At 57.4% G+C, this 21,635-nt stretch carries 17 protein-coding genes; 8 read left to right on the top strand and 9 right to left on the bottom strand.

The window, feature by feature from the left end; all coding sequences use genetic code 11:
* Positions 1-92 precede the first annotated feature (92 nt).
* On the top strand, positions 93-710 hold the full coding sequence (locus tag RY075_RS00660; protein ID WP_015570045.1) for a trimeric intracellular cation channel family protein: 618 nt from the start codon (positions 93-95) through the stop codon (positions 708-710).
* 26 nt (positions 711-736) lie between these two features.
* Here the strand turns inward: RY075_RS00660 and etk are convergent, their stop codons facing one another.
* The 8 genes from etk to ligB form a co-directional block, all read right to left on the bottom strand.
* Positions 737-2,914 carry a tyrosine-protein kinase gene (etk, locus tag RY075_RS00655; RefSeq protein WP_045332964.1) on the bottom strand — a complete coding sequence of 726 codons (2,178 nt, stop codon included), beginning with the start codon at positions 2,912-2,914 and terminating at the stop codon, positions 737-739.
* 22 nt (positions 2,915-2,936) lie between these two features.
* Positions 2,937-3,380 carry a protein-tyrosine-phosphatase gene (locus RY075_RS00650; RefSeq protein ID WP_015570047.1) on the bottom strand — a complete coding sequence of 148 codons (444 nt, stop codon included), beginning with the start codon at positions 3,378-3,380 and terminating at the stop codon, positions 2,937-2,939.
* On the bottom strand, positions 3,368-4,501 hold the full coding sequence (locus tag RY075_RS00645; protein WP_032646765.1) for a polysaccharide export protein: 1,134 nt from the start codon (positions 4,499-4,501) through the stop codon (positions 3,368-3,370). The genes RY075_RS00650 and RY075_RS00645 overlap by 13 nt, the downstream gene beginning before the upstream one ends.
* 43 nt (positions 4,502-4,544) lie before the next feature.
* Positions 4,545-6,638, bottom strand: coding sequence for a YjbH domain-containing protein (locus RY075_RS00640; RefSeq protein ID WP_338627982.1), 2,094 nt, complete (start codon positions 6,636-6,638; stop codon positions 4,545-4,547).
* Entirely contained in the window at positions 6,638-7,375 is a 738-nt protein-coding gene (locus RY075_RS00635) for a capsule biosynthesis GfcC family protein (RefSeq protein ID WP_232967483.1), read from the bottom strand. Before RY075_RS00635 ends, RY075_RS00640 begins: the two co-directional genes overlap by 1 nt.
* Positions 7,372-8,016 carry a YjbF family lipoprotein gene (locus RY075_RS00630; protein ID WP_338627981.1) on the bottom strand — a complete coding sequence of 215 codons (645 nt, stop codon included), beginning with the start codon at positions 8,014-8,016 and terminating at the stop codon, positions 7,372-7,374. Before RY075_RS00630 ends, RY075_RS00635 begins: the two co-directional genes overlap by 4 nt.
* 115 nt (positions 8,017-8,131) lie before the next feature.
* Positions 8,132-8,428 (bottom strand): hypothetical protein, encoded by a 297-nt coding sequence (locus tag RY075_RS00625; RefSeq protein ID WP_061856874.1) that lies wholly within the window; start codon positions 8,426-8,428, stop codon positions 8,132-8,134.
* Between the two features lie 708 nt (positions 8,429-9,136).
* A complete protein-coding gene (ligB, locus tag RY075_RS00620; RefSeq protein WP_233132387.1) occupies positions 9,137-10,807 on the bottom strand; it encodes an NAD-dependent DNA ligase LigB in 1,671 nt (556 codons plus the stop codon).
* A 250-nt stretch (positions 10,808-11,057) separates the two neighbouring features.
* Here ligB and gmk point away from each other — a divergent pair, with 250 nt between their 5' ends.
* Genes gmk through recG form a run of 5 tightly spaced genes read left to right on the top strand, consistent with a single transcriptional unit; the run spans position 11,058 to position 16,924 of the window.
* Positions 11,058-11,681, top strand: a complete 624-nt coding sequence (gene gmk, locus RY075_RS00615; protein ID WP_006177710.1) for a guanylate kinase — start codon at positions 11,058-11,060, stop codon at positions 11,679-11,681.
* Between the two features lie 54 nt (positions 11,682-11,735).
* Positions 11,736-12,011, top strand: a complete 276-nt coding sequence (gene rpoZ, locus RY075_RS00610) for a DNA-directed RNA polymerase subunit omega (RefSeq protein ID WP_000135058.1) — start codon at positions 11,736-11,738, stop codon at positions 12,009-12,011.
* A 19-nt stretch (positions 12,012-12,030) separates the two neighbouring features.
* Positions 12,031-14,145, top strand: a complete 2,115-nt coding sequence (gene spoT / locus RY075_RS00605) for a bifunctional GTP diphosphokinase/guanosine-3',5'-bis pyrophosphate 3'-pyrophosphohydrolase (protein WP_003860921.1) — start codon at positions 12,031-12,033, stop codon at positions 14,143-14,145.
* Positions 14,146-14,149: 4 nt separating this feature from the next.
* On the top strand, positions 14,150-14,839 hold the full coding sequence (trmH, locus tag RY075_RS00600; protein WP_003860922.1) for a tRNA (guanosine(18)-2'-O)-methyltransferase TrmH: 690 nt from the start codon (positions 14,150-14,152) through the stop codon (positions 14,837-14,839).
* A 3-nt stretch (positions 14,840-14,842) separates the two neighbouring features.
* Complete coding sequence (recG, locus tag RY075_RS00595; RefSeq protein WP_045341217.1) at positions 14,843-16,924, top strand: ATP-dependent DNA helicase RecG; 2,082 nt, start codon at positions 14,843-14,845, stop codon at positions 16,922-16,924.
* 3 nt (positions 16,925-16,927) lie between these two features.
* Here recG and gltS read toward each other — a convergent pair whose 3' ends face one another.
* The gene (gltS, locus tag RY075_RS00590; RefSeq protein ID WP_006812438.1) at positions 16,928-18,130 is read right to left on the bottom strand and encodes a sodium/glutamate symporter; all 1,203 of its coding nucleotides are present in this window, start codon (positions 18,128-18,130) and stop codon (positions 16,928-16,930) included.
* 225 nt (positions 18,131-18,355) lie between these two features.
* On the opposite strand from gltS, the gene xanP reads away from it, so the two are divergent.
* A complete protein-coding gene (gene xanP, locus RY075_RS00585) occupies positions 18,356-19,747 on the top strand; it encodes a xanthine/proton symporter XanP (protein ID WP_003860925.1) in 1,392 nt (463 codons plus the stop codon).
* Positions 19,748-19,865: 118 nt separating this feature from the next.
* Complete coding sequence (locus RY075_RS00580; RefSeq protein ID WP_048210834.1) at positions 19,866-21,560, top strand: AsmA family protein; 1,695 nt, start codon at positions 19,866-19,868, stop codon at positions 21,558-21,560.
* The last annotated feature ends 75 nt before the right edge of the window (positions 21,561-21,635 follow it).

Genomic DNA, 21,635 nt, shown 5'->3' with positions numbered 1-21,635 from the left:
TTTCTGTAGGGCAAACCCCCTCACCTTAGAAAATCTCAATCGTGATCTTCCGCACAAATCGCTAATCTCCTTCTCTTCATTCCGGAGGGTTTATGCTGCTTCACATTCTTTATCTTATTGGCATTACCGCAGAAGCCATGACCGGCGCGCTCGCTGCCGGACGTCGCCGTATGGACACCTTCGGCGTGATTATCATTGCCACAGCCACCGCGCTCGGCGGCGGGTCCGTACGCGATATCCTGCTTGGCCATTATCCGCTCGGCTGGGTAAAAAACCCTGAGTACGTCATTATCGTGGCAACGGCAGCCGTGCTAACCACGATTGTGGCCCCGGTGATGCCTCATCTGCGCCGCGTGTTCCTGGTGCTGGATGCGCTTGGGCTGATTGTTTTTTCCATCATTGGCGCACAAATCGCTCTCGATATGGGTGAAGGCCCGGTTATCGCCACCATTGCTGCCGTGATCACGGGCGTGTTTGGCGGGGTGCTGCGGGATATGTTCTGCAAACGTATCCCGCTGGTTTTCCAGAAGGAACTGTATGCCGGCATCTCCTTTGCTGCGGCAGTGCTTTACGTCGCCTTGCAGCACTATGTCACCAGCCACGATGTGGTGGTTATCTCCACCCTGCTGTTTGGCTTCACCGCGCGTATGCTGGCATTGCGCCTGAAGCTGGGCCTGCCCGTTTTTCATTACAAACACAATGCGCATTAATGTCAGAACGGGCAGGCGCCGGATAATCAGTTACTCGAGTAGTTGTAACCGTAGTGATGATAGCCGTAGCCGTAAGCGTTGCTTGCCCGCTTAACGACGCCGTTGAGAATCACCCCTTTGGTATTGACGCCACTCTGCTCCAGACGCTGTACACAGACCAGCATCTCCTTCACGCTGTTCATCCCGAAGCGGGCGACCAGCAGCGTGGTGCCTGCGCGACGGCCGACAACCGCCGCGTCGGTGACCGCCAGGATCGGTGGCGTATCGATAATCACCAGATCGTAGCGTTCATTCGCCCAGTCCAGCAGCTGCTGGAAACGCGTATGCATCAGAAGCTCCGCCGGATTAGGAGGGATCTGCCCGCGCACGATGGTATCGAACCCGCCTTTATCGAATGTCTGAACGCCCTGGGTATACTCCGCCTTACCGGACAACATCTCCGACAAGCCGCAGGTATTGTCGAGCTTAAACAGATCATGGGCATACCCGCGACGCATATCCGCATCAATATAGAGCACTTTCTGGCCCGCCTGCGCCACGACGGCCGCCAGGGTACTGCTGACAAAGGTTTTACCGCTGTCAGGCGTGGCGCCAGAGATCATCAGTATATTGTTCGCTGACTCCATCATCGCGAAATGCAGGCTGGTGCGCAGGCCGCGAATCGCCTCCACGGAGAGATCGACCGGATTATCCGCCGCCAGGAAGGGGATATGTTTGGTCTTATGGCGCAGCCCTGGGGACATAAAGTCTTTTTTACGCAAACGCATCTTTTTAGCCAGCCATTCTGACAGCGGTACGGTGGCATAGACGTTAATCCCATGCTCCTCCAGCTGCTCCGGCGTTTCAATGCCCATACGCAGCATACTGCGCGCCAGGATCCAGCCCGCAGAGACGAACAGACCCAGGAGAACCCCCAGAACGACGACCAGCGCTTTTTTCGGCTTGACTGGCTGCGGCCGGGTCACGGCCGGATCGATAATGCGGACGTTACCAATTGCGCTCGACCGGGCGATGCTCAGCTCCTGTTCGCGGTTAAGCAGCTGCTGGTAGATAACGCGTCCCGACTCCACATCACGGCTCAGGCGCAACACCTCCTGCTGGGTTGACGGCATGGACGATACCCGTTTATTCAGGCGGTTTTTTTCCTGCTCCAGCGTCTGGCGTTTCTCAATCAGCGCCCGGTAGGTGGGGTGATCTTTTTTGTAGAGCTGCGAAATTTCCGCTTCCCGGAAGGTCAGTTCATTGAGCTGATTGTCCGCATTCACAATCTGCTCCAGCACCGCTTTTGCCTCCAGGTTCAGGTCAACGGAGTCGTTTTGCTGGCGATAGCGGTTGAGCTTCTCCTCGGCCTGGTCCAGCTCGCTGCGTACCTGCGGAAGCTGCTGCTTCAAAAATTGCAGGCTTTTCGCATCCTGCGCCGCCTGGCGAGCCACGTTCTGTTGTAAATAGTTGTCGGCGATGCAGTTAAGCACGCGAGCCATCTCGTCGGGGTCTTCCCCCGTGATGGTCAGGCCAAGCATCCCGCTGTCCTTGCTGCGCTCGCTCACGGAAAAACGCAGCTGTAGCGCGTCAATGGCCTCCAGCTCACTCTGCTGTGTAATCGTAAATTGCGTACCCGGCTTCGCCTGGATATCGGCAATGGTAATGGCGATATTCGCCGCGCTCAGGGGTTGTCCCACAACGCCCTGTAACGTCACATTATCGCCTTCCAGCTGATAGTGGCCCTTCTCGCCGACGGTCAGCGTCAGCTTTTGCGCCCGGCCCGCAACAGGGGGAAGATTGAGCATACGGATATCGACGATCCCAGGCTGTTGGCCGGTGAGCCGCGCCCAGCCGCGTCCGACAAGGGGAAAATAGTTTTCACTTACCTGCGTGCGCAGGTTCAGGTCATCAATCGTTTTACCGAGGATCATGCGCGACTGGAGAAGCTGAAGCTCCGGTGCCGACTCCGGCGAGGAGTCAGGGATGAACTCGCTAAGGTTACTGAGTAGCGCGTTGCCCTGCTTCTGTTCCACCTGTATCAGCGCATCGGCCTGATAAACCGGTGTGGCAAAGAGCGCATAAAGCAGGGCCACCAGCGTGAACAGCGCGGTAAGGATGAGAATAAATTTTCGGTGGTCGAGCAGCTCACCCAACAGGCGCACAAGATCGATCTCGTTATTCGCGGCAGACGCATCATGGGCGTGAAGGTTATTTGTTGACATAAAACGTAACTATCCCGTGTGATTAACTGAGCCGTTTCGCCCATTCCAGACTGGCCTGCTCCAGCAGCCCATAAACATATTCAAATGCGTCCCGGTTTTTACGGTAGGGGTCCGGGATCTCTTTTCTGCCCGTCCAGTGACCAAAGAGCATCATTTTGCCGCGCGCCTCCGGTGCGATAGCCGTGACCTGCTCGATATGTTCCAGCTCCATCGCCAGAATCAGATCGTAGTCGCGCACCATGGCGGGGGTGAGCCTGCGCGCCACGTGGCCCTCAAGCAGGGTGCCGCGTTCGGCGGCGATCTCTGTCGCCTGTGAATCGGCGGTGCGCCCTTCCAGGCCACACGTTCCCGCTGAATCGACCCGGGCAGCGGGAAGCAGCCGGCGCAGCAGCCGTTCCCCAATGGGGGAGCGGCAGATATTGCCGGTACAGATCACCAGGATGGCGTTAAACGTTAGTTTGGCCATGTTCTGATATATCTCCCTGTTTCAGTCAGGTCATGTACGCCGGTAATGGTCGGCACAAGCTGAGAGATCACGCGGTTCCAGCGCACCAGCGGCGCGGTGGTGACATAGACGATGTCGTAAGGCTCAAGCTGAAATTCGGTGCTCAACACCATCGCGGTGGCATCCCGGGCGTTAAGCTGGTAGACGTTGGCGATTTTGCCGTTCTGCTTGCCCTGCAACGGACGAATCACAAAGATTCCGGTGGCGTCGGCCATATCCTGATTCACGCCCTGTGCATTACCCAGCGCTTCCGCCAGCGTCATGCCGCTACGGTCCATCTTCAGGGTGCTCTGTTTACCCACCTCGCCCATGACAAACACTTTCAGGTCGTCATTACGGGGAATGAAGAGAATATCGCCCGGATAGAGGAGTTTGTTCTGGGTGAGATCGCCGCGCTGCATCAGCGCGTAGAGCGAAATGTGCGTGTCCTGGCCGTTATGGGTCAGCACCACGTGCCGCCAGTCCGCCTCTGACGTCAGGCCGCCTGCCGCATTGATCGCATCCATTATCGTCAGCGGAATGTTGGTGATGGGCTGCTGGCCCGACTTAGCCACTTCGCCCGTCACGTAGGCTTTTTGCGAGCGGAACGCCGCGACGCTGACATCCACCTGCGGGCTCTCAATCACCGAGTCCAGCCGGGCGGCGATCTCATCGCGCACCTGGGCCAGCGTTTTGCCGACGACGCGAATTTTGCCGATATAGGGATAGAAGATCGTGCCATCGGCATTCACCCAGTTGCCCGTATCGCTGGCGCTACGGTACTGACCTGCGGGGGTGGTCAGCTCCGGGTGGTCCCAGACGGTAACCATCAGCACGTCGCCGACGCCGATGCGATATTGGTAGTTCTGGAGCTGGCGATCCAGTTCAGGATTCGCGCGGGAGTCGACTTTGCCAGGCAGCAACTGCTCCACCAGCCCCGGCGTGAGCGGATAGACGTTGACCATCTTATTCAGATCGTAATTGCTGTCAGGCAGATCGATAATATCTTTGCCCTGGGTGCTAAGTCCCTGGCCCGGTACGATAGTACAACCGCTTAACGCCATCATAGCCAACGCCAGCACGGAAAATTTAACGTTTTTCATTCAGGAAAATCATCTGGTTAAGTAATGCCTGTTTCATCCGGTACTACTGCCCTACCGGGGTTTCGCGTTCTGACGTCATGTCATAGAGCTGATATTTACGGCCTAACATCTGGCCGCCATCACGCGTGAGAGGCGTCCAAGAGACCACCGCCCGGTTGCGATTTGGGCCGATCGTCATCAGATCAAGCGGGATCGAGATGTAGAAGCCTTTGCTAAAGCCACCTTCGCCATAATCCTCTTTCGAGACGTTGGTCAGCGCCGCCCAGACGCCTACCGTCACGCCGCTGTCGAATCGCTTCGCGACGTCGAGGGTGGCGCCTTTATCCTTCGCCAGGTACTGCCCGACGCTCAGCTTCATTAGCACACTGTTGAGCTTCGCCGGGTTCCAGTAGGCGGTGATAAATCCGGTTGGCACGCTGTAGTCGGTGAAGCGCATCATGTCGTCCCAGTCGCGCTGCTTGACGTAATTCGCATCCACGCCCAGCGCCCAGTCGCTATCCAGCGGGCGCCAGAGCGCCTCTGCTCCCACGCCGCCGTACATGGTTTCGAGGTAGCCGCCATAAATCTGGGCATAGAAGCCGTTCCCCAGCGCATCGACATAGTTGGCTTGTAAGTTGTTGATGTAGAAGTCATTGCTGACATAATCGCGAATATGGGTTCTGACGCGCGGCAGGCTGGAGTCAGCGGGAAGTAGCGAGGATTTGAACTTGTCGTAGTTGTTATAGAGGTTGGCGAACACGCCGCCGTCGAGCAGCAGACGATCGGTCAGCCAGTAGCTGGCGCTGGCCATCACCCCCACCTGGAACATATAGAAATCTTCCGGACCGCCCAGCGACTGCGCCAGCGTCGGTTTAACGCTGTAGCTGAAGCGATCGGCGCGAATACGGTAGCCACGCCCGAATGCTGTGGTATCCACAGGCTCGACGCGCTGCTGCCTGAGCGCCTCCTCCTGGCCGAGCGGCTGCCCCGCCAACTGTTTGCGCAGGCTGGCGACATCGGTTTGCGTCGTGACGAGCGGCAGATGATCACGCTGCTGGGTGATAGCGATCGTGTCGACCCCGTCGGGCAGGTTATTGATCAGAATACGGTTGGCACGATCCACCGCTTCGCGCGGATCGCGATAGCGATACTGTTCGCCGGTCATGTATAAGGTATTGCCGTGCTGAAGGATCTCCGGCGCATCGAAGCCTGCGTTGTACTTAAGCGCGGTGAGCTGGTTCGCCGCAGAGGTATAGTCCAGCGTCTCGCCTGCCGGTGCCGGTTGCCAGGCCGGTTTCGGGTTATCACGCAGCGCGGGGCGCAGGTCGTTAAAGTTGGTCCGCAGGGTGAAGCCAAACATCAGCGTATTGCCGCGCTCGTAGCTGAGGTTGAGATCGGCCCAGTCGGCAACGCGATAGACCGCTCCCACGTTAATATGGCTCGACTGCTTAATGGAGCCGGCAAAATCATCGGCATAATTGTTGCCGTCATACTCAAGCTTCAGGCGCAGGGGCTGCCAGGGCGTCTGATACTGGAGGCCGCCAAACAGAGACGCCGGACCACGAAACATATCGCTAAAGCTGATATCTCCGGCATCATGCGACTCGCCGCGGGTGCAATACTTATTGTTGTCATGGCAAAGCGGGTTACCCACGTTGTCGCTATTACCGGGATATCCCCAGGCTATTCCAAAGGTAAAATCGACCGGTCCGGCCATTTTACTGGCAACCAGATATTCACCATCGAACAGGCCGGTGCCTGCAATATCACGCTTGCCGAGCGCCACCTGCGGCAGGCTATAGTCCTCTTCCCACAGACGAACTTTAAAGTCGAACGACTTATCCTTGTAGCTTTGATCGCCGCTGAAATCCTCGTCGCTGCTGTATTTACGGGTGCGGACGTCGGTATAGCGAATTGTCCCTTCCAGCCACGGGAAGAGCACGACCGAAGAGGAGTAAAAACGGTACTGGTTGTTATCGCGGTAGTTGACGCTGAATTCCCCTTCCCGGCCAAAGCGCGCGTCGGGCATTTGCATCAGGCCGGTGCCGCCAAAATCGGACTGTGACGGTCCGATCGGATCGGGCCAGGTACGCAGCTCCGCGTGGCAGGCAGAAGAGATCGCCAGAGCAAGGCCGCTCAGTAAAAAAAGTTTGTTCATCAGTCATGTATCCGCCGCGTCAGGAGCGCAACGATTTGCTCATTCAGACCGGTAAAATCGTCCGGTACCGCCCGGGGATCAAACCCCACCCACAGAACAGCGCCCGGCTCTGCTTCAATATGGCGTGCGTTCCAGTACGCCACCGGCGCAACAACCGTACTGCCGTCAGGATCGATAACGGTCACGTTATTCCTGTCGGCGCCGGCCAGCCGCAACTGCCCCTGTAAGTAGTCCCGGATGCTTGCGCCCGGTCGCCAGGCCCGTTTCCCCGGCGTGACGACCGCCCCCATCAGCGTGACGGTACGGGGCGCAGGAGAGAGCCACAGATCGTAACGGCCCTCAAGGGAGCGATCGCCGCGGGCGTCGGTACGCACGGCATCTGGGTCGAGGCTGACAAACTGCCGCCCGACGATCCGCAGGGAGCGGATCTGTGCAGCGACAGCGCGAATGGTCGCGATCCGCTCGTCATCGGCGCGATTCTGCCAGGCTGAAAGCGACGCCAGCACCTGCTGTTGCGTCTGTTGCGCGCGCAGCGTGGCGGAAGGGGTTGCGATGACAGCCCCCTGCCACCAGACGTTGTTCAGCTGCGGCTGGGTGACCAGCCGGGAGAGCGTATCAGCCGGTTCAGCAGACCACGTTTTGCCCGGCTGATGCACGGTAACGACACTTGCGCATAAGGCGGACAGGCTGAAGAGAGATAGCCCTACGCCAGGTAACCATTTTCTGAGTCTGTTCATGGGGCGGGCTTCAACATCGTCATGGCGACAGGGAATACGCCCGCGCCGAGCATCTGTTCGCTCTGGCGTACCTCGCCGGTAGCGGAATCAATCCAGAAGGTGTTATGCCAGCGACGATCGAGGCCGTCGGCCTGCACCGCCTCCTGCCAGACCTGACAACGTAGCGTGTTTCCGCCAAGGGTCAGGTTTTCCGTCCCGCTCAGGGAGAAGCGCGAGGTCAGGTGTGCGGAGCGATACCGCCCCTCTTCCTGCCAGCGCACATCACGCGACCACTGGCTGCCGTCGCGGAGCTGCGGCGTGTGGCGCAGCGGATCGTGCTCAAGATTGGTTACCTCAAGCAGGTTATAAGGAAGCTTGAGCGTGTGGATAAGGCGACCGTTATGCGTGACGATCATCGCATTATCCTGCGATAACCATTTACTGTTTCCCTGTTCGATGTATCCGAGAACCACCAGGATCCTCGGGCCATTATCCAGTCGCAGGCACATGGTTGAGTATGGGAGCGCCTGAATCTGCCCGTCCGTTACCGTCACATCCTGGCGCCCGTCCAGACTGGCGTTAAAGGTCTCAATAATGCTCTGCTGGCTCGGCGTACACCCCTGGATCAGCAGAGTCATGATGAGCAGAATAAACAGTCTCACCAGAAATCCTTGATTAAATAACATTGAAATCAATCAAATACCCGGCTTTGATATCGACGCCGGGTCAAGTCGTTGCGCTGTTCAGCGCAAGGCTATATCGCCTTGCGCACCAGCCTTAGCGGGTAACTGTCGTCGTGGAAGTACCATTGCTTGAGTCATCGCCACTGTCGCTTGCCGCGACAACGGCTAACGTCGCTACGCCGGCAATCGCAGCGGTGGTGACAACAGCGGTTGTCCCAATCGCCCCTGCCGCCAGTCCCCCCGTAGTGCCAGCGGTAGTTCCCACCGTTGCTCCGGTTGTTGTTCCGATTGTTGCTGCGCTGGTGCTACCTGCTTCGGTGGTAGCGCCTATAGCAGGCAAGGCAGTCGCCAGCGTGAGTGCCGTCAGCACTGTACAAAGCGTCCTTTTCATTTTTGGTCCTCATTCAAATGAAGGAAAATATGAGCACCTGGAAACCAGGTCCCGGTTAACGGGCATAAAGCCCGGGGCTGAATTCCGGCCCGACAGGGACGGAAAATCATCCATGTAAAAGCCCTGGGCTCTGAACACCAGCGCATATAAACCGCCAGGATATATTTCGGTACCCTTAATTGCTTCAATTGGAGTTCAGATAGTTAACTCCCTCACGGGGTGCAAAAAGAAAGGAAAACGCAGCAGTGATGCAAAATGCACCCCAGCGGTAACTACCTTAAAAATTTTGGATAAGATAATTCTTATAATAATTTGACGCAATGATTTCCGGCAGAATAAATATGACCAATTGTTAACCAGAAAAAACTCAATATATTATTAATTAAACATTTAACAAACTGAAATTAAAAGCAAAACCACGTCAAGCACACAGACTACATCACCTATAACGCCTTCATTACCGGCTAGTGTTCTCGATTAATAATGATTGAGATCAATTAAACCAACCTCTCGAGAAAAATAAAAACACAAGCAGAGCAAACCCTGAAATCAGGATCGGGAATAATATTTCCTCAAAATATATTTATCATGAATAATTCATTTATATTCATAATTACTGCGTATATAAACCGCGTCTCATAAATACGCTATTTCACGGCAGCGAAAATGTTTTCCTCCCTCGCCAGTCTGTTCAGGAGCGCACGCAGATTAAAATCCACCGATGTGCTCTGCGGCCAGCCATTTTGCCAGGGCATCAATCTGAGGCTGATGCAGCCAGTTTACGATCTGGCGGGCCTTCTCCTGCCCGACACCCGGCAGCATCCGCCACTCCGCTTCGCTTCGCTGAATCAGCGCCTGCCAGGTGCGATCCCCTGCCGCCCTGAGCGTCGACCGGGCCAGCGGTATTCCCATCGCGGTGATCCAGCGGATAAAAGGTCGCTCCCGCGCCAGGTTAAACTGATGCCACAGCGCAGCGCCATGCGATGCCGATATCCCCGGCGTCGCGGTGAGCTGCGCCTGCGTGAGCTGTAGCCAGGAGAAGAGGTGCTCAAACCGATGCGCCTGATAGAGGGTCCGCCATCCTGATTCGCCCACTCCTTCGATATCTAACGCCTGCCTGGAACTTAGCCACGTCAGCCGGGCAAAAAATTGCTCCATGCACTCCGGGGAGGCATAGAAACAGGTTAAGCCGTTATAGCGCGATGAGGGCGGCTGCGGTTTACGGCGATCCACATTGCGCCACACCACGTTATCCAGCCGGGGAATACCTTGTCCCGCCAGGCTTACCAGCACCTGATCGCCGGGGGCAATATCCAGCCTCTGCCAGCGGTTAACCGACCCTAAGCTGACGCGCTGTACGCGTTTATCGTCGAGCATCAGCGGCTCAAGCTGCGCAATCGCGGTGATCCGCCCGGTACGGCCAACGGTAAAGTGAATCGCTTTGACTTCCGTCACCTGGGCCACAGGAAGGTATTTCCATGCGACGACCCAACTCCCTTCCCCCGGCAGCCATCGCTCGCCCGGCGGCTCTGCCGAGGCGCGAACCACAATGCCATCCGTGGCGAAGGGCAACGAAGCCTTAAACCAGGCCGTCCGCTGCGCTTCCACGTCAGCCGCGTTTTTAACCGGCAGGGTATAGCGGGCCGTCAGGGTAAAACCTGCCTCCCCCAGCGCGGAAAGGCGTGCTTTCATCGCTTTTGGGCCGTCCGGCCAGGCCCAGATAAAAATGCCTGTCTGCTTCAGCGCTGCGCGATCGGTCGCGCGCATCATCGCTCCCGCTACCTTCGCACGCGCGTTCATCCCTCCCATCCGCTGCTGGATATGCCCCTCGCGCAGCAGAAAAAGTTCACCCTGCAACACGCTGTTGGCAAGCGGCCCGGCCAGCGTTTGCGGAATAGCGGGGATCATTCGCGCCTGTGCCGTCCACTCTTCCCCCTGTAAGCCGTCGCCCCGGCTAATCGCTTGCACCAGCTTGCCGTTTTTGTAGACCAGGGTGACCGCAACACCATCCACCTTTGGCTGTACCCAGAGATCCTGCTTCGTCGCCATCCAGCGGCTAAGCGCCTGCTTGCTTTCTACTTTATGCACGCCGGTATGGGCGAAGGGATGTTTCACCGTCCCACTGGCGGCTGGAAGATCGTCGTGCAGCGGTTCATCGTGAAAACAGCGCTGCCACTGTTTTAAGCGGGCGTTAAGCCTGTCGTAAACGTCGTCGCTCACCTCGCTGCGGCCCTGCTTCCAGTAATCATCATTCCAGCGGGTCAGCTGCGCCTTCAGGGCCGCGATCTCCTGCCCGGCTTTAGCCGGTGACCAGACCGGGCAGATAGCCATCGCCCCGCTGCTTAAGAAGATCATCAGTATGCTTATCCATTTCACCATTATTACCCCTCCCTGTTTTGCGAAGGGTATACCCTGCCCGGGAGCCGCAGACCAGCTGCAAAATTGCATTTTACGAGCGCGCTTCAGCGCATTGTTTTTATTGCAGCAAAAAGAAGGTAAAAGCTGAAAACGGCACGCAAAATTTAATCATCCAGGGGAAAAAGTGTGACAAAGGCTACGTCACACAGCGGCGACGTGTATAATAAGCCCGTATGTAGGACTTCTTCGTTAACACATACAAAAGACTCTCATGGCTCAAGGCACGCTTTATATTGTTTCTGCCCCTAGTGGCGCGGGTAAATCCAGCCTTATTCAGGCACTGTTAAAAACCCAACCGTTGTACGATACGCAGGTTTCTGTTTCTCACACCACGCGAGCACCGCGTCCGGGTGAAGTGCACGGTGAACACTATTTCTTTGTGAATCACGACGAATTCAGAGCGATGATTGGCAGAGACGCGTTTCTTGAACATGCAGAAGTTTTCGGTAACTACTACGGTACTTCGCGTGAAACCATTGAGCAGGTTCTGGCGACCGGCGTTAACGTGTTCCTGGATATCGACTGGCAGGGCGCGCAGCAAATTCGTAAGAAAATGCCTGATTCGCGCAGTATCTTTATTTTACCGCCATCGAAAGATGAACTGGATCGCCGCCTGCGTGGTCGCGGCCAGGACAGCGAAGAAGTTATCGCGAAGCGTATGGCGCAGGCAGTTGCAGAAATGAGCCATTACGCGGAATATGATTACCTTATTGTGAATGATGATTTTGATGCCGCGCTGAGCGATCTCAAAACTATCCTTCGCGCAGAACGTCTGCGTATGAGCCGCCAGAAGCAGCGACATGACGCATTAATCACCAAACTGTTGGCAGACTGAACCCACTTTCAGTATCATGCCCAGTCATTTCTTCACCTGTGGAGCATTTTAAGTATGGCACGCGTAACTGTTCAGGACGCTGTAGAGAAAATTGGTAACCGTTTTGACCTGGTGCTGGTCGCCGCGCGTCGCGCTCGTCAGATGCAGGTAGGCGGTAAAGATCCGCTGGTACCGGAAGAAAACGATAAAACCACCGTTATTGCACTTCGCGAAATCGAAGAAGGTCTGATCAACAACCAGATCCTCGACGTGCGTGAGCGCCAGGAGCAGCAAGAGCAGGAAGCCGCTGAATTACAAGCTGTTACCGCTATTGCTGAAGGTCGTCGTTAATTAAACCTGCGGGTCGCCCTTGTATCTGTTTGAAAGCCTGAATCAACTGATTCAAACCTACCTGCCTGAAGACCAGATTAAGCGTCTTCAGCAGGCGTATCTCGTTGCACGTGACGCTCACGAGGGCCAGACACGTTCAAGCGGTGAACCCTATATCACGCACCCGGTAGCGGTGGCCTGTATTCTGGCCGAGATGAAACTCGACTACGAAACGCTGATGGCCGCCCTGCTGCACGACGTGATCGAAGATACCCCTGCCACCTACCAGGACATGGAACAGCTGTTTGGCAAAAGCGTTGCCGAGCTGGTGGAAGGGGTCTCTAAGCTTGATAAGCTGAAATTCCGCGACAAGAAAGAGGCGCAGGCCGAAAACTTCCGCAAGATGATCATGGCGATGGTGCAGGATATCCGCGTCATTCTCATCAAACTGGCTGACCGCACCCACAATATGCGCACGCTGGGCTCACTTCGCCCGGATAAACGTCGCCGCATCGCCCGTGAAACCCTCGAAATTTACAGTCCGCTGGCGCACCGTTTAGGTATTCATCACATTAAAACCGAGCTGGAAGAGCTGGGTTTTGAGGCGTTGTACCCGAACCGCTATCGCGTGATTAAAGAGGTGGTGAAAGCCGCTCGCGGTAACCGTAAAGAGATGATTCAAAAGATCCTCTCTGAAATCGAAGGGCGTTTGCAGGAAGCGGGCATTCCGTGCCGCGTGAGCGGTCGCGAAAAGCATTTGTACTCTATCTACTGCAAAATGGTGCTCAAAGAGCAGCGTTTTCACTCGATCATGGATATCTACGCGTTCCGCGTCATCGTCCACGATTCAGACACCTGTTATCGCGTGCTGGGGCAGATGCACAGCCTGTACAAGCCGCGTCCGGGGCGCGTCAAAGATTACATCGCCATTCCAAAAGCGAACGGATACCAGTCTTTGCACACCTCCATGATTGGCCCGCACGGTGTCCCTGTTGAGGTGCAGATTCGTACCGAAGATATGGATCAGATGGCGGAGATGGGTGTCGCGGCGCACTGGGCTTATAAAGAGCACGGCGGCGAAAGCAGCACCACCGCGCAAATCCGCGCCCAGCGCTGGATGCAGAGCCTGCTGGAGCTGCAACAGAGCGCAGGTAGCTCGTTTGAATTTATCGAGAGCGTTAAATCCGATCTCTTCCCGGATGAGATTTACGTTTTCACGCCGGAAGGGCGCATTGTCGAACTGCCTGCGGGCGCGACACCGGTCGACTTCGCTTACGCCGTGCATACCGATATCGGCCATGCCTGCGTAGGTGCCCGCGTTGACAGGCAGCCTTATCCGCTGTCGCAGCCGCTTTTCAGCGGACAGACGGTGGAGATCATTACCGCGCCGGGGGCACGTCCTAACGCCGCCTGGCTGAACTTTGTCGTGAGCTCAAAAGCGCGCGCAAAAATCCGCCAGCTGCTGAAAAACCTCAAGCGCGACGACTCCGTTAGCCTGGGGCGTCGTCTGCTCAATCACGCGCTGGGTGGCAGCCGCAAACTGGCAGAGATCCCACCAGAAAACATTCAGCATGAGCTGGAGCGTATGAAGCTCGCCTCGCTGGATGACCTGCTGGCAGAGATTGGTCTCGGCAACGCCATGAGCGTGGTCGTGGCGAAGAATCTGCAACAAGGCGAAACGACAGCCGTTCCTGCCACCACGCAAAATCATGGTCACCTGCCGATCAAAGGCGCTGACGGGGTGCTCATCACCTTCGCCAAATGCTGCCGTCCTATCCCGGGCGACCCGATTATTGCGCACGTCAGCCCAGGTAAAGGGCTGGTGATCCACCATGAATCCTGCCGTAACATCCGTGGCTATCAGAAAGAGCCAGAGAAGTTCATGGCGGTCGAGTGGGATAAAGAGACGGCGCAGGAATTTATCACTGAAATCAAGGTGGATATGTTCAACCACCAGGGTGCCCTGGCGAACCTGACGGCAGCGATCAACACCGCCTCATCCAACATTCAAAGCCTGAATACGGAAGAAAAAGATGGCCGCGTTTATAGCGCCTTTATTCGCCTGACCGCCCGTGACCGTGTGCATCTGGCCAATATTATGCGCAAGATCCGCGTGATGCCGGACGTCATTAAAGTCACCCGTAACCGAAACTAGCATTATGAATTCAAAACGTTACGAGCGAATCTGCGAAATGCTCGCCAGGCGTCAGCCTGATCTGACGGTCTGCATGGAGCAGGTCCATAAACCTCATAACGTCTCTGCTATCGTCCGCACCGCAGATGCCGTCGGCGTGCATGAAGTCCACGCCGTCTGGCCAGGCGCACGTATGCGTACCATGGCCTCCACCGCCGCAGGCAGCAACAGCTGGGTATCCGTGAAAACTCACCAGACTATTGGTGAAGCGGTCTCGCACCTGAAAGGGCGTGGCATGCAGGTTCTGGCAACCAACCTCTCTGCTAAAGCCGTGGATTTCCGTGAGATCGACTACACCCGTCCGACCTGTATTTTAATGGGCCAGGAGAAAACGGGGATCACGCAGGAAGCACTGGATTTGGCCGATCGGGACATCATCATTCCGATGATCGGCATGGTCCAGTCACTCAACGTGTCGGTCGCCTCAGCGCTGATCCTGTATGAAGCGCAGCGCCAGCGTCAGAATGCCGGAATGTACGAGCGCAGCAACAGCATGCTGCCGGAAGAGGAGCAGCAGCGCCTGCTGTTTGAAGGTGGCTATCCGGTGCTGGCTCGCGTTGCGAAGCAGAAGAAATTGCCTTACCCCCACGTCAACGCGCAGGGCGAAATTGAAGCCGATGCCGAGTGGTGGTCCACCATGCAGTACGCGGGGTAAATCATGAAAGGCCGCCTGCTGGACGCCATACCGCTCAACAGCCTGACGGGCGTGGGCGCGGCACAAAGCAGTAAACTGGCGAAGATAGGCCTGCACACCGTGCAGGATCTCCTGCTCCACCTCCCCCTGCGCTACGAAGACCGTACTCAGCTTTATAAGATTGGCGATCTGCTGCCCGCTATTTACGCCACCGTTGAAGGGGAAGTGCTGAACTGCAACATCACCTTTGGCGGACGCAGGATGATGACCTGCCAGATCAGCGACGGCACCGGCATTCTCACCATGCGCTTTTTCAACTTCAATGCGGCAATGAAAAACAGCCTTGCCACTGGACGACGCGTACTTGCGTACGGTGAAGCCAAACGGGGCAAATACGGCGCGGAGATGATCCACCCGGAATACCGCGTGCAGGGCGATCTCAGCTCACCTGAGCTACAGGAGACGCTCACGCCGGTCTATCCAACCACTGAAGGCATTAAGCAGGCTACGCTGCGCAAGCTCACCGACCAGGCGCTGGAGCTGCTTGATACCTGCGCCATTAACGAGCTGCTGCCGCCGGAGCTGGCGCAGGGCATGATGAGCCTGCCGGATGCGTTGCGCACCCTGCACCGTCCACCGCCAACGCTTCAGCTTGTTGATTTAGAGAGCGGGAAACACCCCGCCCAACGGCGTCTTATCCTTGAGGAATTACTGGCTCACAACCTGAGCATGCTGGCCCTGCGCGCAGGTGCGCAGCGTTTCCACGCGCAGCCATTAAGCCAGCGTGATGAGCTCAAAGATAAGCTGCTGGCCTCACTGCCGTTTAAACCCACCGGCGCCCAGGCGCGGGTGACTGCCGAGATCGAACGCGATATGGCGCTGGATGTGCCGATGATGCGCCTGGTGCAGGGCGATGTGGGTTCCGGTAAAACGCTGGTCGCCGCGCTGGCCGCTTTGCGCGCCATCGCCCACGGTAAGCAGGTGGCGCTGATGGCGCCGACGGAACTGCTGGCCGAGCAGCACGCCAACAATTTCCGGAACTGGTTTGCCCCGCTGGGAATTGAAGTGGGCTGGCTGGCCGGGAAGCAGAAGGGCAAAGCGCGCCTTGCGCAGCAGGAAGCCATTGCCAGCGGGCAGGTGCAGATGATTGTCGGCACGCACGCCATTTTCCAGGAACAGGTGCAGTTTAACGGCCTGGCGCTGGTGATTATCGACGAACAGCACCGCTTTGGTGTTCATCAGCGTCTGGCGCTGTGGGAGAAAGGTCTGCAACAGGGCTTCCACCCACATCAGCTGATCATGACCGCCACGCCGATTCCGCGCACCCTGGCGATGACGGCCTATGCCGATCTGGATACCTCCACCATCGACGAACTCCCCCCGGGCCGTACGCCGGTGACAACGGTCGCCATTCCGGACACGCGCCGCAGCGACATCATTGACCGCGTGCGCAACGCCTGCACCCAGGAAGGGCGTCAGGCTTACTGGGTCTGTACCCTGATTGAAGAGTCTGAGCTGCTGGAAGCGCAGGCTGCCGAAGCCACATGGGAAGAGTTAAAGCTCGCCCTGCCGGAGCTGAACGTCGGTCTGGTTCACGGGCGCATGAAGCCTGCCGAGAAGCAGGCGGTGATGCAGTCGTTCAAACAGGGCGAACTGCATTTACTCGTTGCGACCACGGTCATCGAAGTGGGCGTGGACGTGCCGAACTCCAGCCTGATGATTATTGAGAACCCGGAGCGCCTGGGCCTGGCGCAGCTCCACCAGCTACGAGGCCGCGTGGGCCGTGGCGCGATCGCCTCTCACTGCGTGCTGCTCTACAAAGCCCCTCTGTCGAAAACCGCGCAGATGCGTTTGCAGGTATTACGCGACAGCAATGACGGCTTCGTCATTGCGCAAAAAGATCTGGAGATCCGCGGCCCGGGCGAATTGCTGGGCACGCGTCAGACGGGTAACGCCGAGTTTAAAGTGGCGGATTTATTGCGCGATCAGGCCATGATCCCCGAAGTACAACGCCTTGCGCGTCATATTCATGAACGCTACCCCGAACAGGCGGCAGCGTTAATTGAACGCTGGATGCCGGAAACCGAGCGGTATTCCAACGCCTGACGGTCAGCCAAACATCGGCAGCATCAGGTAGAGCTTAATGACCAGCGCGTTGACGATATCAATGAAGAATGCGCCCACCATCGGCACCACCAGAAACGCCATGTGCGACGGACCGAACCGTTCAGTGATCGCCTGCATATTCGCGATGGCCGTTGGCGTCGCTCCCAGACCAAACCCACAGTGGCCCGCAGCCAGTACCGCCGCATCATAGTTTTTGCCCATCATGCGCCAGGTAACAAAGATGGCATACAGCGCCATGAACACGGCCTGCACCGCCAGGATCGCCACCATCGGCAGCGCCAGCGAGGCCAGTTCCCACAGCTTGAGGCTCATCAGCGCCATCGCCAGGAACAGCGACAGGCTGACGTTCCCCAGCACGGACACTGCGCGCTCAAAGACGCGGTAGAAGCCCATCTGCGCCAGACCGTTGCTCAGGATCACCCCGATAAACAGCACGCAGACAAAGGTTGGCAGTTCGAAAGCCGTTCCCGCCAGCCATTGCGCAACGATTTTGCCCACGGTAAGGCAGATGGCAATCATGGCGATGGTTTCAATCATCACCAGCGAGGTGATGCTGCGGCCAACGTCCGGTTTTTCAAATGCCGTCGGCACCATTTCATCGTCTGGCCTGCCTTCCGGCGTGGTGGAGTGTTTCACCAGATAGCGCGCCACCGGGCCGCCAATCAGCCCGCCAAGCACCAGGCCAAAGGTCGCGCAGGCCATTGCCACTTCCGTTGCGTTTTCAAAGCCATAGCGTTCGATGAACAGCTTGCTCCACGCCGCGCCCGTTCCGTGGCCACCTGACAGGGTAATCGACCCCGCCAGCAGACCCATCAGCGGATCCAGCCCCAGCAGCGACGCCATACCGATGCCGATGGCGTTTTGCATCAGCAGCAGGCCCACCACAACAATCAGAAACACGCCCAGCACCTTGCCGCCCGAACGCAGGCTTGCGAGGTTAGCGTTCAGGCCGATAGTGGCAAAGAAGGCCAGCATCAACGGATCTTTCAGGGACATATCAAAATCGATTTCCCAGCCCATGCTTTTTTTCAGCACCAGCAGGGCCAGCGCCACCAGCAATCCACCGGCGACAGGTTCAGGAATGGTGTACTTTTTCAGAAAGGAAACACTGTGTACCAGCTTGCGACCAAGCAGAAGAACCAGCGTTGCGGCAACAAGGGTCGACAACGTATCGAGATGAATCATAAAAGGCTCCTGTTATGCGCGTATTCCATACACACGCGGCGTTATCCTGGGCCGGGTGATGCTCGTCATGAGCCGCCGGCGCGAAAAGTGTAATTTTTTTTTCCTGTTCGTTGTAGAAAACCTGCTCACACCGGCAGATTTTCTCTCTTTTTTTTGCTGGCAATCGTTTGCTTTTACCAGGTGGTCAGCTAAAATGCCCGCTTTTCCACCGTGGGATTGCCGCCGATGTCTGTTAACACTCTGGAGTCTGCTGATGCGCAACCGATTGCGCAGAAGCAAAACAGCGAACTGATTTACCGCCTTGAAGATCGTCCCCCGCTGCCTCAAACCCTGTTTGCCGCCTGCCAGCACCTGCTGGCGATGTTCGTTGCGGTCATCACGCCGGCTCTGCTGATTTGCCAGGCGCTAGGGTTACCGGCGCAGGATACGCAACACATCATCAGTATGTCTCTGTTCGCTTCCGGCGTGGCCTCCATCATTCAAATTAAAGCCTGGGGTCCGGTGGGTTCAGGTTTGCTGTCGATTCAGGGCACCAGCTTTAACTTTGTGGCTCCGCTGATCATGGGCGGTACGGCACTGAAAACCGGCGGCGCAGATGTCCCGACGATGATGGCGGCGCTTTTCGGCACCCTGATGCTGGCAAGCTGCACAGAGATGTTCATCTCCCGCGTTCTGCACCTGGCGCGCCGGGTGATTACCCCGCTGGTCTCCGGCGTGGTGGTGATGATTATCGGCCTGTCGCTGATTCAGGTGGGTCTGACCTCCATCGGGGGCGGCTACGCGGCAATGAGCGACCATACCTTCGGCGCGCCGAAAAACCTGCTGCTGGCAGGCGTGGTGCTGGCGATCATTATTCTGCTTAACCGTCAGCGTAACCCGTACCTGCGCGTGGCATCGCTGGTGATCGCCATGGCGGCCGGTTACCTGCTGGCGTGGGCGCTGGGTATGCTCCCGGAGAACACCACCCCAACCAACAGCGCGTTGATTACCGTGCCAACGCCGCTCTACTATGGCCTGGGCATTGACTGGAGTCTGCTCCTGCCGCTGATGCTGGTCTTTATGATTACCTCGCTGGAAACCATTGGCGATATCACCGCCACCTCCGACGTGTCCGAGCAGCCGGTCTCCGGCCCGCTGTACATGAAACGTCTTAAAGGTGGCGTGCTGGCGAACGGACTGAACTCGTTTGTCTCGGCGGTGTTCAACACCTTCCCGAACTCCTGCTTCGGCCAGAACAACGGCGTGATCCAGCTGACCGGCGTGGCCAGCCGCTACGTGGGCTTCGTGGTGGCGCTGATGCTCGTGGTCCTCGGCCTGTTCCCGGCGGTAAGCGGATTTGTACAGCACATTCCCGAGCCGGTGCTGGGCGGCGCGACGCTGGTCATGTTCGGTACCATCGCGGCCTCCGGCGTGCGTATCGTCTCCCGCGAGCCGCTGAACCGCCGCGCAATCATGATTATTGCGCTGTCTCTCGCCGTAGGGCTTGGCGTCTCCCAGCAGCCGATGATTTTGCAGTTTGCCCCGGACTGGGTGAAAAACCTGCTCTCTTCCGGCATCGCCGCGGGCGGTATTACCGCTATCGTGCTGAATCTCATTTTCCCGCCTGAAAAGAACTGATCCCCACACGGCAGGCTGTCAATGCCTGCCGTGACATCTCTTTACACCATTCCCGCCTTGAGCATTGCGCATAAATCGTGCATAACACCCTTATGTGCGTTTCGCGGGAAGGAAGACCATGAAATTTATTGGAAAGCTGCTTATCTATCTTCTGGTAGCCCTGCTCATTGTAGTGCTCGCCTTTTATTTTCTGCTCCAGACCCGCTGGGGCGCATCGCAGGTCAGCAGCTGGATCACGGTGAATACCGATTACGAGCTCAACTTTGACCTGATGGATCACCGCTTTTCATCCCCTTCTCACATCCTTCTGGAAAACGTTACCTTCGGACGAGATGGCAAACCGGCCACGCTGGTCGCTAAAAAAGTGGATATTGGCTTAAGCAGCCGCCAGATCACCGACCCGCTGCATATGGATGCCATCACCCTGTTCGATGGCACGCTGAATTTATCGCCGCAGACGGCGCCGCTGCCGTTCCAGGCCGACCGTCTGCAACTGAATAACATGGCCTTTAACAGCCCGAATACGGAGTGGGATCTCAGTGCGCAAAAGGTGACCGGCGGCGTCAGCCCGTGGCAGCCCGAGGCGGGGAACGTACTGGGGAAAAATGCGCAAATCCAGATGAGCGCCGGGTCGCTCACCCTCAACGGCATACCGGCCAACAACGTGCTGATTCAGGGACAACTCAACGGCAAAGAGGTGGCGCTGAATACCATCGGTGCCGATATGGCGCGCGGCTCGCTTACGGGCTCGGCTCTGCGTAATGCCGACGGTGGCTGGGTTATCAACACCCTGCGTCTGAATGAGATCCGCCTGCAAAGCGACAAATCGCTGCTGGATTTCTTCGCCCCTCTCTCCACCCTGCCTTCGTTACAGATTGGGCGGCTGGAAGTGACCGATGCCCGTCTACAGGGGCCAGACTGGGCGGTAACCGACCTCGATCTCAGCCTGCGTAACCTCACCCTGAGTAAAGGTGACTGGCAAAGCCAGGAGGGACGGTTATCCATGAACGCCAGCGAATTTATCTACGGCTCGCTGCATCTGTTTGACCCTATCCTGAACGCGGAATTCTCCCCGCAGGGCATTGCGCTGCGTCAGTTCACCTCCCGCTGGGAAGGGGGCATGGTGCGCACCTCCGGCAACTGGCTGCGCGAGGGTCAGGCGCTGGTGCTGGACGACGTTGCGATTGCCGGGCTGGAATATACGCTTCCGGAAAACTGGAAAACGCTGTGGATGGACCCGCTCCCGGCATGGCTGAACAGCGTGACGCTGAAAAAATTCGGCCTGAGCCGCAACCTGGTGATCGACATCGATCCGGCGTTCCCGTGGCAGATCACCTCCCTCGACGGTTATGGCGCTAATTTGCGGCTGGCGCAGGATCACAAGTGGGGCGTGTGGGGCGGTAACGCAACCCTCAACGGGGCGGCAGCGACCTTTAACCGCGTCGACGTGCGTCGCCCGTCGCTGGCGCTGAATGCCAACGCCGCAACGGTAAATATTACCGACCTGAGCGCCTTTACCGAGAAAGGGATCCTGGAGGCGACCGCCACCGTGTCACAGCTGCCACAGCGACAAACCACCGTGAGCCTAAACGGGCGCGGTGTACCACTCAACGTTTTGCAGCAGTGGGGCTGGCCAGCGCTGCCGATTGCGGGCGACGGCAATATTCAGCTCACCGCCAGCGGAAGCGTGCAGGCGAATGCGCCGCTGAAGCCGACGGTGAACGGGAAGCTGAGCGCGGTGAATATGGATAAACAGCAGGTGCAACAGACGATGACGGGTGGTGTGGTGTCGACGGTGGCTCCGGCACAGTAAATAGCCGGGTGGCGGCTTCGCCTTACCCGGCCTACGATCTCATGTAGGCCCGGTAAGCGAAGCGCCACCGGGCAT

Origin of the sequence: Enterobacter sp. JJBC (genome assembly GCF_036936505.1) — a bacterium.
GTDB lineage: Bacteria > Pseudomonadota > Gammaproteobacteria > Enterobacterales > Enterobacteriaceae > Enterobacter > Enterobacter hormaechei_C.
This window is presented reverse-complemented; position numbering and strand designations above follow the sequence as displayed.

What these genes read in the sequence shown, in the direction of transcription:
- RY075_RS00645 (WP_032646765.1), bottom strand. Translation starts at nt 4,501, where the DNA reads ATGAAAAACGTTAAATTTTCCGTGCTGGCGTTGGCTATGATGGCGTTA.
- trmH (WP_003860922.1), top strand. Translation starts at nt 14,150, where the DNA reads ATGAATTCAAAACGTTACGAGCGAATCTGCGAAATGCTCGCCAGGCGT.
- RY075_RS00640 (WP_338627982.1), bottom strand. Translation starts at nt 6,638, where the DNA reads ATGAACAAACTTTTTTTACTGAGCGGCCTTGCTCTGGCGATCTCTTCT.
- recG (WP_045341217.1), top strand. Translation starts at nt 14,843, where the DNA reads ATGAAAGGCCGCCTGCTGGACGCCATACCGCTCAACAGCCTGACGGGC.
- etk (WP_045332964.1), bottom strand. Translation starts at nt 2,914, where the DNA reads ATGTCAACAAATAACCTTCACGCCCATGATGCGTCTGCCGCGAATAAC.
- ligB (WP_233132387.1), bottom strand. Translation starts at nt 10,807, where the DNA reads ATGGTGAAATGGATAAGCATACTGATGATCTTCTTAAGCAGCGGGGCG.
- xanP (WP_003860925.1), top strand. Translation starts at nt 18,356, where the DNA reads ATGTCTGTTAACACTCTGGAGTCTGCTGATGCGCAACCGATTGCGCAG.
- gmk (WP_006177710.1), top strand. Translation starts at nt 11,058, where the DNA reads ATGGCTCAAGGCACGCTTTATATTGTTTCTGCCCCTAGTGGCGCGGGT.
- RY075_RS00660 (WP_015570045.1), top strand. Translation starts at nt 93, where the DNA reads ATGCTGCTTCACATTCTTTATCTTATTGGCATTACCGCAGAAGCCATG.
- gltS (WP_006812438.1), bottom strand. Translation starts at nt 18,130, where the DNA reads ATGATTCATCTCGATACGTTGTCGACCCTTGTTGCCGCAACGCTGGTT.
- rpoZ (WP_000135058.1), top strand. Translation starts at nt 11,736, where the DNA reads ATGGCACGCGTAACTGTTCAGGACGCTGTAGAGAAAATTGGTAACCGT.
- RY075_RS00635 (WP_232967483.1), bottom strand. Translation starts at nt 7,375, where the DNA reads ATGAACAGACTCAGAAAATGGTTACCTGGCGTAGGGCTATCTCTCTTC.
- RY075_RS00580 (WP_048210834.1), top strand. Translation starts at nt 19,866, where the DNA reads ATGAAATTTATTGGAAAGCTGCTTATCTATCTTCTGGTAGCCCTGCTC.
- RY075_RS00625 (WP_061856874.1), bottom strand. Translation starts at nt 8,428, where the DNA reads ATGAAAAGGACGCTTTGTACAGTGCTGACGGCACTCACGCTGGCGACT.
- RY075_RS00650 (WP_015570047.1), bottom strand. Translation starts at nt 3,380, where the DNA reads ATGGCCAAACTAACGTTTAACGCCATCCTGGTGATCTGTACCGGCAAT.